Source organism: Chromatiaceae bacterium, assembly GCA_016714645.1.
Classification (GTDB): Bacteria; Pseudomonadota; Gammaproteobacteria; order Chromatiales; family Chromatiaceae; genus M0108.
Map to the genome: position 1 here is coordinate 551,109 of JADKCI010000004.1, position 12,712 is coordinate 563,820.

A 12,712-nucleotide genomic window follows, 5' to 3' on the forward strand; every position below is an offset into this window, starting at 1 on the left:
GGCCCCGTCCTAGACCCAGCTCAGACCCGGGATCCGGATGCGCTGTCCCTTCTGTGGTGCCCAGGACACCAAGGTCGTCGATTCCCGACTCTCCGGGGACGGCGATCAGGTGCGCCGCCGCCGCGAGTGCCTGGTCTGCAAGGATCGCTTCACCACCTACGAATCGGCGGAGTTGAACCTGCCCCGGGTCATCAAGCGTGATGGCACCCGGGTGCCCTTTGACGGCCGTAAGGTGCGCTCGGGCATGATGCGCGCCCTGGAAAAGCGGCCCGTGAGTACCGGGGAGATCGAGGACGCCCTGGCGCGCCTGACCCGGCGGCTCATCTCCAGTGGCGAGAGCGAGGTCTCCGCGCGCCTGATCGGTGAGCTGGTCATGGAGGAACTGCGCCACCTGGACCAGGTCGCTTATGTCCGCTTTGCCTCCGTCTATCGCAAGTTCGAGGATGTGCGGGCCTTCCGCGATGAGATCGATCGCCTCGAACGTCAGCCGGGCCCCGAGGCGAAGCGCCAGCAGCTCGACCTCCTGGCGAACCTGGACCCCAAGCCATGAACGATCACCTCAGCGATCCATTCAGCGATCCCATCGGTGACAGGGTCCACATGGCCCGCGCCCTCCGCCTGGCGGTGTTGGGTCTCTACACCGCCGAGCCCAATCCCCGCGTCGGCTGTGTCCTGGTTCGGGACGGCGAGGTGGTGGGCGAGGGCTGGCACCAGCGGACCGGCGGGCCGCACGCCGAGCGCCTGGCCCTGGCCATGGCGGGGGAGCGGGCGCGGGGGGCGACCGCCTTTGTCAGCCTGGAGCCCTGCTGCCACCATGGCAGGACGCCGCCCTGTACCGATGGCCTGATCAATGCCGGGGTGGCGCGGGTGGTGGCCGCCATGCGGGACCCCAACCCCCTGGTCGCCGGCGCGGGCCTGGCGCGGCTGCGCGCCCAGGGCATCGCGGTCGTCGTGGGGCTGATGGAAGAGGAGGCGCGACAACTCAATCCGGGCTTTATCAAGCGCATGGAGCAGGGATTGCCCTATGTGCGCTGCAAGCTGGCCGCCAGCCTGGACGGCCGCACCGCCATGGCCAGCGGCGAGAGTCAATGGATCACTTCCGAGGCCGCGCGGCGGGATGCCCAGTTCCTGCGCGCCCGGAGTTCCGCCATTCTCACCGGGGTGGGGACTGTGCTGGCGGACGATCCCTCCCTGAACGTGCGCCTGGCCGCCAGGGATCTGCCGGGCGTCGAGCCGGATGGTCCGGTTCGTCAGCCCCTCCGGGTGGTGGTCGATAGCCGGCTGCGCACGCCACCGACCGCGCGGATGCTGGGTCTGCCGGGGACCACGCTTATCGCCTGCCTGGCCCCCGAGCCCAGCCATGCCGCCCAAACGAAGGCCGCGGGTGCCCAGGTGTTGGCGACACCGGCGGGGCCGGGCGGGGTGTATCTGGAATACCTGCTGCGCTATCTCGCGCGCCAGGATATCAACGAGGTGCTGATCGAGGCCGGCGCCACCCTGGCCGGTGCCGCCCTCCAGGCGGGCCTCGTCGATGAACTGGTGATCTATCTCGCCCCCCACCTCATGGGCGACGCCGGTCGGGGTCTCTGCCATCTGCAGGGCCTAGAACTCATGCGGGATCGTCTGCCGCTAGTTATCCGGGATGTCCGCAGGGTCGGGCCGGACCTGAGGGTGACCGCTATTCCCCCCGGCCTGAAGGTTAGCGATTCCGTACCCCAGCCCCACGGTAGGGATGGGTGAGATCTACGCCACCCGTTATGTCGGCGGTGGCCAGGGCCGGGAGTTCTTCGCGCAACCCCCGGCCGGCTTGGGTTCCGCCATGCGCCTACAAGAGTTTGACCAGGGCCGCAATCGCCCCAACTTGCGCGAACATCAGCGGGATGAGCCACAGCAACAGGCTGTTGCGGCTGCGCTCGATCTGGAGCGTCAGGTCCCCCCGTACTTGGGCGATCTCTTTCTGCAGCCGCAACTCGACCTCTCTGATATCACCGCGTAACTGCTCGATGTCGGTCTTGACCTCGCCGCGCAATTGCTCGATTTCTTTCTGTAGCCGCAACTCGACCTCTCTGATATCGCCGCGTAACTGCTCGATGTCGGTCTTAACCTCGCCGCGCAACTGCTCAATCTCGGTCTTGACCTCGCCGCGCAACTGCTCGATGTCGGTCTTGACCTCGCCGCGCAACTGCTCGATTTCTTTCAGGAGCCGCAGTTCCGTCTCGCGCAGGTCTTGCTGGGTCACCAAGTCCGGCAGGTGCGGGTAGCGCTCCTCAAGGCGCTCGAAGGCCTCGGCGATGAGGCGCGCCCGTGCCCTTTCGTCCGGCGCGCTGGCCAGGGCTTCATAGAGTTCGACGACGGTGCCCATGGGATTGGTCCCTCCGGGGAAGGGCTGATTAGGTTGTCAATGATACCGCCCGACCGCGCGCATCACCATGGGCACCGCCAGCCCCGCGCGCTGGCGATTGGGCCGTAGGAGCGCTAAGATTCCGGGCACATATCGGCAATCCAAGTTCACGAGTATGTTTACAGGCATCATCCAGGCCAGCGGCGCGGTACATTCCATCGAATCCCGGGGCGGGGACGCCCGCCTGACCCTAGCCACCGGCAAACTGCCCATGGGCGAGGTGGTGCTCGGGGACAGCATCGCCGTCAATGGGGTCTGTCTCACGGCCGTCGCTCTCGATGGGGCGCGCTTCGCGGCGGATGTCTCCCGCGAAACCCTGTCCCTGACCACCCTCGGCGAGCTGCGGCCGGGCAGTCGGGTCAACCTCGAAAAGGCCCTGACCCTGGCCACGCCCCTGGGGGGGCACCTGGTCAGCGGTCATGTCGATGGGGTCGGCGAGGTGCTGGAGCGGCGCCAGGATGGCCGCTCCTGGCGATTCCAGATTCAGGCCCCGGCGGGGTTGGCGCGCTACATCGCCCAGAAGGGCTCCATTTGTGTCGATGGCACCAGCCTGACGGTCAACGCCGTCCAGGGGGCCCTCTTCGAGCTGAACATCGTCCCCCACACCCTGACCGAGACCCTGTTCGGCGACTACCAGACCGGGACCCGGGTCAACCTGGAAGTGGACCTGGTGGCCCGCTATCTGGAACGGCTGGTTCTGGGCGACCGGGCCGCGTTGCCCGAAACCACAGCCATTACCCCCGCCTTTCTGGCCGAGCACGGCTTTCTGCGTTAAGGCGCCCGGGCAGGCGAATCACCCGGGGCCGGCGCGGCGAGGAAAGCCACCACCCAGCACTCGGAGGGGGCCGACCCGGCGCCGCCACTGAATCAGTCCACCCTGGGTTCCAGGGCCGTGACCCGTATCTGACCGCCGGTTTCGCGCCATTTCACCTCCAGGTCATAGAGCCGCATGGCAAAATCCTGACGATCCGGATAGCGGTCCAGATAGCCGGGGCGCGGGTCCTGACGCAGGATCTGGGTGATGAGTTCGGGCAGGCGGCGCTGGCCGTCTGGGTCCAGCGCGCGGAGTTGCTCCTGGGCCTGGGGGCTGAAGGTCACGACGCGGGCGAGATCGGGCGGCGCGGGGACGAAGCCGGAACTGGCCTGGGGCAGGGCGTCGGCATAAGGGATATAGGGTTTGACGTCCAGCACGGGCGTGCCGTCCAGCAGATCCACCCCTCCCAGGCGCAGGGCGATCCCCGCCTCGTCCTGGGAGAGGCCGAGGAATTCGACGGCGGACAGGCCGATGGGGTTGGGCCGGTGCGGCGAGCGGCTGGCGAAGACCCCGACCTTGCGCCGGCCACCTAGCTTGGGGGGTCTCACCGTCGGTCGCCAGCCCTCGGCGAGGGCCTCGTGGAAGATGAAGATGAGCCAGAGATGACTGAAGCCCGTCAGGCCGGCAAAGGCCTCGGGCCGCGCAAACTCCGCGAACAGCTCCAACCGTGCCTCCGCCGCCGTTACCAGACCCGCTTGACGGGGGATGCCAAACTTGCCGGTGTAACAGGATCGGACCAGGCCGATGGGTCTTAAGGCATAGGTTTGGGTGGGAGAAATGACGGCAGGTGGCATGGATCGCGGGCGCGGAGGTGGCGTTGCCTGTTGCGTGCCAGCCGAGCGACAGCCTCAATTAGGCGGAGGCTCCAGCAGGGGCATGGCATCGGATTCGGGGCCGACGGCGTTTTGGAAGCGCTCGACGGCCTCGGCGGCCATGTCGGGCTCGCCAAAGCGGGCGATGTGGTAGAGGGCCTCGCCCTCGTTCACCAGGGGCAGGTTGACCTTGCCGATGATGATGCCGGCGGTGGGCGATTCCACTGCTATCTCGTTGTCGCCCAAAGGGTCGGCGATCCAGCCCAGATTGCCCCCCTTCTCGGCCCGGGTTCCCAAGGGCCGGGGGACGCGCAGGATGCCGCTCTGGGGGGCACGCACCCATTGACTGGAGGTGGCGATGACGGGTTCGGGCTGGCCCGGCCCGACTCGCGGGGACCGCTTGGCCCCGCCCAACATCCCAAGGGCGCGCAGCACCCCCAGGACGCCGCGGACGCCGGCGCCGATCGCCAGTTCGCTGAAGCGCAGCGCCTCGCCACCCTCATAGACGAGTACGGGCACCCCCAGGTTGGCGGCGGCCTCGCGCAGGGAGCCGTCCCGGAGGTCAGCGTTGAGGATGACCGGGCTGCCAAAGGCCTTGGCCAGGCCTTCCACCCGGCCGCTGTCGTCGAAACTGGCGCGGATCTGGGGCAGATTCTCGCGATGCACGGCGCCGGTGTGCAGGTCGATGCCAAAGTCGGCCTTGGCGACGATCTCCTCCAGGAAGGCGTTGGCCAGGCGGGCGGCCAGGGAGCCCTTCTCGGAGCCGGGAAAGCAGCGGTTGAGGTCGCGCCGGTCCGGCAGGTAACGGGACTGGCGTACAAAACCATAGACGTTGACCACGGGCACCAGGATCAGGGTGCCACGCAGGCGGGCGAGGGCCGGTGCCTGGCGCAATCTGCGCACGATCTCGACCCCGTTGATCTCGTCCCCATGCACGGCGGCGCAGACGAAAAGGCAGGGGCCGTCGCGCCGGCCGCGGAAGACCTGAGTCGACAGCACCACCGGGGTATGGGTGTAGAGCAGCGGCAGGCGCAGCTCCACCAGGCGCTGGCTGTTGGGTGGAATATCGACACCACCGATCTGGAGTCTGGCACTCACCCCTGGCCCCGGGTCCGCGTCCGTCCGAGCGAGGCGTTACGTTCGATGAAACTAATGATGGTGCCGGCGATGTCCTTGCCGGTCGCGCCCTCGATGCCTTCCAGCCCGGGGGAAGAATTGACCTCCATGACCACGGGTCCGTGGTTGGCGCGCAGTATGTCCACGCCGGCCACGTTCAGGCCCAGGATGCGGGCGGCGCGCACCGCTGTGGAGCGCTCCTCTGGAGTGATGCGGATCAGGCTGGCGGAGCCGCCGCGATGGAGGTTGGAGCGAAACTCGCCGGGTCTGGCTTGGCGCTTCATAGCCGCCACCACCTTGTCGCCGATGACGAAGCAGCGGATGTCGGCACCACCGGCCTCACGGATGTATTCCTGGGCCAGGATGTTGGCCTTGAGCCCCATGAAGGCCTCGATGACGCTCTCCGCCGCCTGTTGCGTCTCTGTCAGGACCACGCCGATGCCCTGGGTGCCCTCCAGGAGTTTGATGACCAAGGGGGCCCCGCCTAGCATCTTGATGAGATCCTGGACATCATCCGGGGCGTGGGCGAAGCCGGTTACCGGCAGGCCGATGCCCTTGCGGGACAGGAGTTGCAGAGAGCGCAGCTTGTCGCGGGCGCGGGTGATGGCGACGGATTCATTGAGGGTATAGGTGTCCAGCATCTCGAACTGGCGCAACACGGCGGTGCCGTAAAAGGTCACCGAGGCGCCGATGCGCGGGATGACGGCGTCATAGCGGCCCAGTTCCTCGCCCTTTAAGTGGATGCTGGGCCGGTGCGAGGCGATGTTCATATAGCAGCGCAGCACGTCGATGACGCGGGCCTCGTGGCCGCGCTGGGTGGCGGCCTCCACCAGCCGCCGGGTCGAGTAGAGGCGGGGATTGCGCGATAGGATGGCGATTTTCATCTCTGCGTAGGTTCACCTGTGACCAAGGGGGGGTAAAGGCGTCTTAGATTTGGCTTGCGACCCAAGAGGTAAGAGGCCTGGGGGTCCACCCGCAGTCGCCCACTCATGGCGCTGCGTCCCAACAGCATGCGAAAGAGCATGGAATCCCGGTCCGTGAGGGTCAGTTCCAGGGTCCATTCATCCTCGCCGAGCCGCGCGGGCGTGGCGATGACCCAGCGGGTCTCCCGGTGACCACCGGAATCGCTCACCAGGCGCTGATCCAGGATCTCGGCGGTGCAGATCACCGTCAGTCGCTGGCGCCGTTGCAGGGGGCGGACTCCAAAGCGGATCAGGCTTTTATTATGTTCCCGGTAAGTCTCGGTGAAGAAGGCATGCAGGGCCGAGGTCCGCGCCCCCGTGTCCAGTTTGGCCTTGATGGCGGGTATGCCCAGCGCCGGCAGCGCGAGCCACTCTCGCCAGCCGGCGAGAGTCTTTTCCGGGGGGGCATGGATACTGAACATGGGATTCTGGCGTGATCGGGGCCTTGGGGGGTGGAGGAGGGAGGGCCGCGTGGGGGCACGGCCAGCGGGATCGGGGTTCGGGCTGAGTCATGCCAACCCGAGGGAAGGTGATCCTAGGACATGTGGGACGCTGGCGCCAGTATTTGCTTGGTTACTGGGTCCCCCGAGGCCAGAGACCCCCTGGTTTGGGTGGTGCCCGGCTGGCCTGGATTCACCTAAAGCCCTTCAGGATGGCCTGGGTCTCCGCCGCGGGCAGGCGAGGGCCATAGCTGGAGACCAGGCGGGCGGCGGCGGCGGCGGCCAGATGACCGGCGCCGCGATGATCCCAGCCCTGGGTGAGGGCGTAGAGGCAGGCGCCCGCAAACATGTCGCCGGCCCCCACCGTGTCCAGGGCCTGGGTTTTTACAGGGGCGATCTCGATCAACTCTTGGCCGTCAAAGAGCAGTGCGCCCCGAGGACCGAGGGTGAGGGCGAACGCCTGGCCAATAGTCTTGAGGTAAGCGATGGCCGAGTGCAGGTCGCTGGTCTTGGCCATGCCTTTGGCCTCCGCCTCGTTGGCGAAGACCAGGTCCACCCCGGGGCCGATTATGGCCATCAGGCCGGGCTGGAAGTGGGTGACCATGTTGGGATCGGAGAGGGAAATGGCGGTCTTGACCCCGGCGGCCTGGGCGATCTCCCGGCCACGGATGGCGGCGGCGCGGGCACCCTCCGAGGTGACCAGATAGCCTTCCGTATAGTAGTAGTCGGCGTTGAGGATGGCCTCCGGGACCAGTTCGCGGTCGGTGAATTCACCGCTGATGCCCAGGTAGGTCAGCATGGTCCGGTCCGAGTCGGGGGTGACCAGCACGACGCAGCGGCCCGTGTCGCCCTCCTCGCGTTCGCCATGACGATTGGTGGCGACGCCGTTGGCGATGAGGTCCTCCAGGTAGAAGTGGCCGAGGGGGTCGTTGGCGACCTTGCAGGAGTAGAAGGTGTTTCCGCCGAGTTGGCTGACGGCGATGATGGAGTTGGCGGCGGAGCCACCGGAGCCCTTCTGGTGGGGGCGCTCGGCCAGATGGGCCATGATTTCGCTCTGGTGGTCCTGGCCCACCAGGGTCATGACCCCCTTGTCGAGGCGCAGGGTTTCGAGGTCCTCGAGTTCGACCTCGTATTCCATGTCCACCAGGGCGTTGCCAATGCCGTAAACGTGATATCTGTCCATCCGCTGTCCGAGGCCGGGTGAAAAAGGGGAAGTCATTGTAGCCTTGCCGGGGGGCGGCAAGAAAGAATCGCCGGAATTTACCGGATTGACAGGACCTTGCCCAGGTCCGCAGGAGGGAGAGGCTGTCTGCGGGATCGCCCCGGATCTGATTAAGCCTGGCTGTTACGCGAAGCGGGATAAGCTCGCCGGCATCGTCAATCAGGAGGCATCCCCGGGTTGATGGGGTCGCACAGGCCCTTGGCCCAGTCCTCCATGGCGGCGTTGGCCACGGGCATGGGGGCCTCCAGGAAGGTGATCAGAAACCCCTTGCGCGTCTGGGCCACGCCAATGGTACGCGGGCGAACGGCCAACATGGCGGGGTCCGGCAGGCTGATGCCGAAACAGAAGATCAGGAGCTTGGCGGCCAGGATCTCCTCACCGATCTGGCCCTCGGGCAGGGCGCGAGTGTGGGCATAGTGGTCAAATTCGGCGATGAAGCGGGCGGTCCGGTGTTCCTCGATGCGGTGTCTGAAGTAGGAAATGATGTCATCCACCGAGCGGTAGCGGGTCTCCCCGGGCTCGATCTCCAGACTGAAGGTGCTGTAGGACGCCTGTGACAGGGTTTGCTTCACGGCTGGCCTCCTCCCTATGATTGTCATTGAACGGTTCCCGGGCCTCCCGGCGGGGCCGGCACTATCCTGCTTAAACGCTCCGCCAGGGCCCTCTAGTGCGCCGGCACGCAGATTTGGCCCTCCCGGACGGCGCAGGCCGTGCGATAGAGCAGATAGACCACCACCAGACTGACCAGGCTCAAGAGCCCCCAGCCCAGGATGGCGAAGGCCAGGTTTTGGGTGAGTTGGTACATGATGAAGGTCGCGGTGGTCATGGCGGCGAGGGGGAAGGAGTAGGCCCACCAGGACAGGAAGAATTCCAGGCGCAGAAACCGCCCTGCCTGGACCGTCAGCAGCAAGGTCAGGAAGAGTCCCGCGTAATAGAGGATGCGGGCCAGGGCATCCAGGCCGCCGCTCAATTGCAGGTAGGCGATGAAGCCCACCGCCGGTGGGGCGATGAGGATGAAGAAGGTCGGCATCAGCCGGTCGGGCAGGGAGGGGTGGAAGATGAACCGCTGGAGCACGATGGCGAAGAGCAGCACCCAGAAGAGGAGGCCGATGGATAGGAAAAACCAGGAGGTCTCGATGAATCCCAGGCGGGCGCCGGCGATGGGTACCAGGACATTGCCGACGACCGGGATGAACCAGGCGGGATTGACGTGGTGGACCTCGAATCGCTCATGGTGAATCCAGACATTCAGCACATAGAGGGTCAACAGGAGTTGCGACGTCGCGCCGATTACCCAGAGGCCCAGCGCCAGGCCGGGCCAGTGCTCCAGGGTGGCGATGCCGAGCAGCAGCAGGCTCATAGCGATGGTCGGGAAGAAATTGAGTTGGATGGGATGGGCGAGTTCCTTCAGGACCGCCTCGCGGTAGCGGATCAGCTTGGTGAGATAGAGGGACGCCAGGACCAGGAAAGCAAGGGTGGCGATCCCCAACAGGATGGCGGCGATGGGCAGGCCGATCGCCAGCACCTGCGCGGCCTTGTGCCAGGCAATGGAGAGCCCGGCCAGCCCCATGACTATGGAGAAGAAGGCGACGGGAAAGTAGGCCAAACGGGGCAGGGGGGCGGGATTGGGCATCTTGTTCCGGAGGGATGGCTGTCGCGATGGGGAGGCTATACTAGGAGATCGGTGCCCCCGGGGCATTGAAAAGGGTCAATTGGACCTGATCGCGATGGGGTGGTGGTGTCATCGGCGGCTTGGGAGGGAGGGTCGGGAGCCCGGGAGGGGGGCAGGCGTTTTCTGGCGATGCCGCGCCCGGTAAACCCGATGCTGGGCGGCCCTGGCGGTGGCTGCTGGAGGGTCCCTTAGTCTCCGCCGACCCGGTGGAGGTTGGGGATGTCGAGCAGGAAGCGGTTGGCGCTGAGATCGACCAACAGGCCTTGGCGTTTGAACTCGGCGATGGTGCGGCTGGTAGTCTCGGTGGTGATGCCGAGCATGGCCCCCATGTCCTCGCGGCCGAAGAGGTCGCACTCGCTGCTTTCCCGGTCGCGCACCAGCCGCAACAACAGGCGGGCGACACGTTGGCGGGCGGAGCCGGTCGAGAGTTCCGTCAGCCAGGCATCGGCCTCCGAGAGGGCGCGTTGCCAGCGGGACATGAGTTCGGTGTGCAGTCGGGGGTTTTCGGCCCCCAGGGCCTTGACCACCCGGGCCGGGAAGCGGCAGACCTCCGTGGGCTGCAGGACCACGGCCTCGTGCTGGTAGGAGGCCTCGAGGATGGCCTCCAGGCCGAGGACATCGGTGGAGCGGGCCAGACGGACGATGCGCTGGCTCCCATCCGGCAGGTACTGGACCAGCTTGAGGGCGCCCGTGCGCACCGTAAAGAGGTATTCGCCCCGGTCGCCGGCGTGGTACAGGCAGGCTCCGGGTTTGAGGGAGAACTGATCAATGGGATCGTGGATCTTCTCGAAATCCGCCTCCGTCAGGCCCGCGAACAGGACCGTGTGCCGGAGGGAACAATTGCGGCAATCGGCCTCGCCGGACCATGCCTCGCGCATTGTGACGTTTTTAACCATGGCGTTTATTCGGCTGCGTCTATCAAGTTCAGCGAAAGCAATTGGTTCAAGTTTAACCGAAAAAATGCACGCCCAAGGGGTGTAAGATTCTTCTTTTAAACCATCTGGACGTGAACGGGAGAGAAAGTCATGAGTCTCGTCAATGCCTGGGCCGCCACCGCCGCGGGGGGCGCCTGTCAGCCCTTTGCCTACGATCCGGGCCCCTTGGGCGCGGATCAGGTCGAGATAGCTGTCGAGTATTGCGGCATCTGTCATTCCGACCTCTCCATGCTCCAGAATGACTGGGGCATCACTCGCTATCCCTTTGTGCCAGGGCACGAGGCGGTAGGGCGCATTGTCGCCCTGGGGGACAAGGTCGCCGGCTTAGCCCTGGGACAGCGCGTCGGCATCGGCTGGACGGCGCGAAGCTGCATGCACTGTCATATCTGCCTGTCCGGGGATCACCACCTTTGTGGCGAGGCCCAGGGGACCATCGTCGGCCGCCATGGCGGTTTCGCGGACCGCCTGCGCAGCCACTGGGCCTGGGCAATCCCCCTGCCCGCGACCCTTGATGGCGCCGCTGCGGGCCCCTTGCTGTGCGGCGGTATCACCGTCTTCGCCCCCCTCCTGCTCCACGGCATCCCGCCGACGGCGCGGGTGGGTGTGATCGGCATTGGCGGGCTGGGCCACATGGCCCTGAAGTTTCTACGGGCCTGGGGCTGCGAGGTCACCGCCTTCACCTCGAGCGAGTCCAAGCGCGAGGAGGCCCTGGCTTTTGGCGCCCACCGGGTGGTCTCCAGCCAGGATAGCCGCGCCCTGCGCGCTATCGTCAGGTCCCTGGACCTGGTGATTGACACAGTCAATGTGCCCCTGGACTGGAAGGCCGTGATGGGGACCCTGGCGCCCAAGGGCCGTCTCCATCTGGTCGGCGCCCTCCTGGAGCCGATGCCCGTCAGCGCCATGTCCCTCCTGGGGGGCCAGCAGAGTATTTCCGGCTCTCCCACCGGTTCGCCGAGCGCCATCGCCACCATGCTCGACTTCGCCGCCCGTCACCAGGTTCTGCCCCAGGTGGAACATTTTCCCATGAGCGCGGTGAACGAGGCCCTGGAGCATCTGCGCGCCGGCAAGGCGCGGTACCGGATCGTCCTGGATGCGGACTGCGCGGGCTAGGCGGCGGGCGTTCCGGTTGTCTTTGGCGCGGCGGCGGAGCGCGGCAGGCAAGGCACCAGACGCACATCCAAAAGGTTCCTCGTCTGCGTAGGGTCGGTCAGGTCGCGGGGAGGCCGTAGGGCGGCTCCCGAAGTTTCAGAAGTGGCCCTGACTCCGCCAGGGCGACCCGGCCATCCTTGAAGGCGGCGATCTCCACCACCAGGGAGACCTCGTAGCGGCCATCGCCGAGGGCGCAGGCCTCCAGGATGGTGCCGGCGGTCTGGGCGGAGTCGCTGATGGGCGAGAACACCTCGTCCCCGGGCCGGGGCATATGCTCCGCGGTTACCTCGCCCAGGTAGAGGCGGCGCTTGAGCTTCCCCAGATACTGCATGCGTGCCACGATCTCCTGCCCCGTGTAGCAACCCTTGGTGAAGCTGACGCCATCGATGAGTTGCATGTTGGCCATCTGGGGCACGAAGGCCTCGCGGGTCCCGGGATGGATAGTCGGGATGCCGGCGCGGATATCGAGGAGGGTCCAGTGGGCGGCGTTGACCGGGGTCGCCGTGGCGGCCAGGGTATCCCAGAGGGACATCATGGCCGTGACCGGCCCCAGCATCTGGAAGCGCGGGGTGGGGCCGGCCAGGCGGATCAGTGTCAGCTCGCCGTGACGGGTCAGGTCGTTGGCCTGCTCGGGTAGGGCTGGGAACAGCGCCGCCAGGCGTTCCAGGGCCTGGTCGCCGCTCAGCCCCAGGGTGACGAAGTCGTCCGAGATATCGGTCAGTACCACCTTGGCGCGCAGGACATACATCCGCAGCCGTTTGAGCAGCATGTCAAGTTGCGGCCGCGGGAGTTGCAGGTAGGTGGTCTCGTCCAGGCGCAAGACGCGGAAGTTGGCCAGCATGCGTCCCTTGGGGGTGCAATGGCTGCTGAGTTGGGTGTGAGTGGTGGTGACCAGCCGGATGTCGTTGGTGAACTGGCCTTGCAGAAAGTGGGTGGCGTCTTCTCCCGTGACCGCGATCAGGCCCAGGTGGCTCAGATCGCAGAGGGCGAGGGCGGCGCCGGCGGGCGGGGCGTCGGGAAACTGGGCCTGGCCCAGGTCATCGATCCGGGCCGAGCGGGTCCGCAGAAAATCTCGCCACTGTTCGTTCATAGTCATGGGGTCTCCGTTTCGATGGTGTCCGGGGCGGGTCGCAACCGGTATATCATAGCGAAGAGCGAGAATTTCCAATCCAACCGTGACGGCAATCTT

At 66.3% G+C, this 12,712-nt stretch carries 14 protein-coding genes; 4 read left to right on the forward strand and 10 right to left on the reverse strand.

From position 1 onward, the window contains the following. Nucleotides 1–37 precede the first annotated feature (37 nt). On the forward strand, nt 38–550 hold the full coding sequence (gene nrdR / locus IPN92_14440; GenBank protein MBK8639402.1) for a transcriptional regulator NrdR: 513 nt from the start codon (nt 38–40) through the stop codon (nt 548–550). 50 nt (nt 551–600) lie between these two features. Beyond that, nucleotides 601–1,740, forward strand: a complete 1,140-nt coding sequence (ribD, locus tag IPN92_14445) for a bifunctional diaminohydroxyphosphoribosylaminopyrimidine deaminase/5-amino-6-(5-phosphoribosylamino)uracil reductase RibD (protein MBK8639403.1) — start codon at nt 601–603, stop codon at nt 1,738–1,740. A gap of 85 nt (nt 1,741–1,825) precedes the next feature. On the opposite strand, the gene IPN92_14450 is transcribed toward ribD, so the two are convergent. Continuing rightward, on the reverse strand, nt 1,826–2,362 hold the full coding sequence (locus IPN92_14450) for a DUF1640 domain-containing protein (GenBank protein MBK8639404.1): 537 nt from the start codon (nt 2,360–2,362) through the stop codon (nt 1,826–1,828). A gap of 154 nt (nt 2,363–2,516) precedes the next feature. Between IPN92_14450 and IPN92_14455 the strand changes: the two genes are divergently transcribed. Continuing rightward, nucleotides 2,517–3,176, forward strand: a complete 660-nt coding sequence (locus IPN92_14455; GenBank protein MBK8639405.1) for a riboflavin synthase — start codon at nt 2,517–2,519, stop codon at nt 3,174–3,176. 92 nt (nt 3,177–3,268) lie between these two features. Here the strand turns inward: IPN92_14455 and tsaA are convergent, their stop codons facing one another. The 8 genes from tsaA to IPN92_14495 form a co-directional block, all read right to left on the reverse strand. Then, the gene (tsaA, locus tag IPN92_14460) at nt 3,269–4,009 is read right to left on the reverse strand and encodes a tRNA (N6-threonylcarbamoyladenosine(37)-N6)-methyltransferase TrmO (protein MBK8639406.1); all 741 of its coding nucleotides are present in this window, start codon (nt 4,007–4,009) and stop codon (nt 3,269–3,271) included. Between the two features lie 54 nt (nt 4,010–4,063). Then, nucleotides 4,064–5,125, reverse strand: coding sequence for a succinylglutamate desuccinylase/aspartoacylase family protein (locus tag IPN92_14465; GenBank protein ID MBK8639407.1), 1,062 nt, complete (start codon nt 5,123–5,125; stop codon nt 4,064–4,066). After that, nucleotides 5,122–6,027, reverse strand: a complete 906-nt coding sequence (gene rimK / locus IPN92_14470; GenBank protein MBK8639408.1) for a 30S ribosomal protein S6--L-glutamate ligase — start codon at nt 6,025–6,027, stop codon at nt 5,122–5,124. The genes IPN92_14465 and rimK overlap by 4 nt, the downstream gene beginning before the upstream one ends. Continuing rightward, on the reverse strand, nt 6,024–6,527 hold the full coding sequence (locus IPN92_14475) for an ATP-dependent zinc protease (protein MBK8639409.1): 504 nt from the start codon (nt 6,525–6,527) through the stop codon (nt 6,024–6,026). Before IPN92_14475 ends, rimK begins: the two co-directional genes overlap by 4 nt. A gap of 211 nt (nt 6,528–6,738) precedes the next feature. Continuing rightward, complete coding sequence (locus IPN92_14480; GenBank protein MBK8639410.1) at nt 6,739–7,728, reverse strand: adenosine kinase; 990 nt, start codon at nt 7,726–7,728, stop codon at nt 6,739–6,741. 194 nt (nt 7,729–7,922) lie between these two features. Further along, complete coding sequence (locus IPN92_14485; protein MBK8639411.1) at nt 7,923–8,339, reverse strand: hypothetical protein; 417 nt, start codon at nt 8,337–8,339, stop codon at nt 7,923–7,925. 92 nt (nt 8,340–8,431) lie between these two features. Continuing rightward, nucleotides 8,432–9,400, reverse strand: coding sequence for an SLAC1 anion channel family protein (locus IPN92_14490; GenBank protein MBK8639412.1), 969 nt, complete (start codon nt 9,398–9,400; stop codon nt 8,432–8,434). A gap of 227 nt (nt 9,401–9,627) precedes the next feature. Beyond that, complete coding sequence (locus IPN92_14495) at nt 9,628–10,335, reverse strand: Crp/Fnr family transcriptional regulator (GenBank protein MBK8639413.1); 708 nt, start codon at nt 10,333–10,335, stop codon at nt 9,628–9,630. 129 nt (nt 10,336–10,464) lie between these two features. Between IPN92_14495 and IPN92_14500 the strand changes: the two genes are divergently transcribed. After that, nucleotides 10,465–11,484, forward strand: coding sequence for an NAD(P)-dependent alcohol dehydrogenase (locus IPN92_14500; GenBank protein MBK8639414.1), 1,020 nt, complete (start codon nt 10,465–10,467; stop codon nt 11,482–11,484). A gap of 97 nt (nt 11,485–11,581) precedes the next feature. Here IPN92_14500 and IPN92_14505 read toward each other — a convergent pair whose 3' ends face one another. Continuing rightward, nucleotides 11,582–12,613, reverse strand: a complete 1,032-nt coding sequence (locus IPN92_14505; GenBank protein MBK8639415.1) for a folate-binding protein YgfZ — start codon at nt 12,611–12,613, stop codon at nt 11,582–11,584. Nucleotides 12,614–12,712 lie beyond the last annotated feature (99 nt).

Bases quoted from the DNA above. Each gene is read 5' to 3' on its own strand.
- ribD (MBK8639403.1), top strand. From the start codon at position 601: ATGGCCCGCGCCCTCCGCCTGGCGGTGTTGGGTCTCTACACCGCCGAG.
- IPN92_14495 (MBK8639413.1), bottom strand. From the start codon at position 10,335: ATGGTTAAAAACGTCACAATGCGCGAGGCATGGTCCGGCGAGGCCGAT.
- IPN92_14475 (MBK8639409.1), bottom strand. From the start codon at position 6,527: ATGTTCAGTATCCATGCCCCCCCGGAAAAGACTCTCGCCGGCTGGCGA.
- IPN92_14455 (MBK8639405.1), top strand. From the start codon at position 2,517: ATGTTTACAGGCATCATCCAGGCCAGCGGCGCGGTACATTCCATCGAA.
- IPN92_14505 (MBK8639415.1), bottom strand. From the start codon at position 12,613: ATGAACGAACAGTGGCGAGATTTTCTGCGGACCCGCTCGGCCCGGATC.
- rimK (MBK8639408.1), bottom strand. From the start codon at position 6,027: ATGAAAATCGCCATCCTATCGCGCAATCCCCGCCTCTACTCGACCCGG.
- IPN92_14500 (MBK8639414.1), top strand. From the start codon at position 10,465: ATGAGTCTCGTCAATGCCTGGGCCGCCACCGCCGCGGGGGGCGCCTGT.
- IPN92_14490 (MBK8639412.1), bottom strand. From the start codon at position 9,400: ATGCCCAATCCCGCCCCCCTGCCCCGTTTGGCCTACTTTCCCGTCGCC.
- IPN92_14480 (MBK8639410.1), bottom strand. From the start codon at position 7,728: ATGGACAGATATCACGTTTACGGCATTGGCAACGCCCTGGTGGACATG.
- IPN92_14450 (MBK8639404.1), bottom strand. From the start codon at position 2,362: ATGGGCACCGTCGTCGAACTCTATGAAGCCCTGGCCAGCGCGCCGGAC.
- nrdR (MBK8639402.1), top strand. From the start codon at position 38: ATGCGCTGTCCCTTCTGTGGTGCCCAGGACACCAAGGTCGTCGATTCC.
- tsaA (MBK8639406.1), bottom strand. From the start codon at position 4,009: ATGCCACCTGCCGTCATTTCTCCCACCCAAACCTATGCCTTAAGACCC.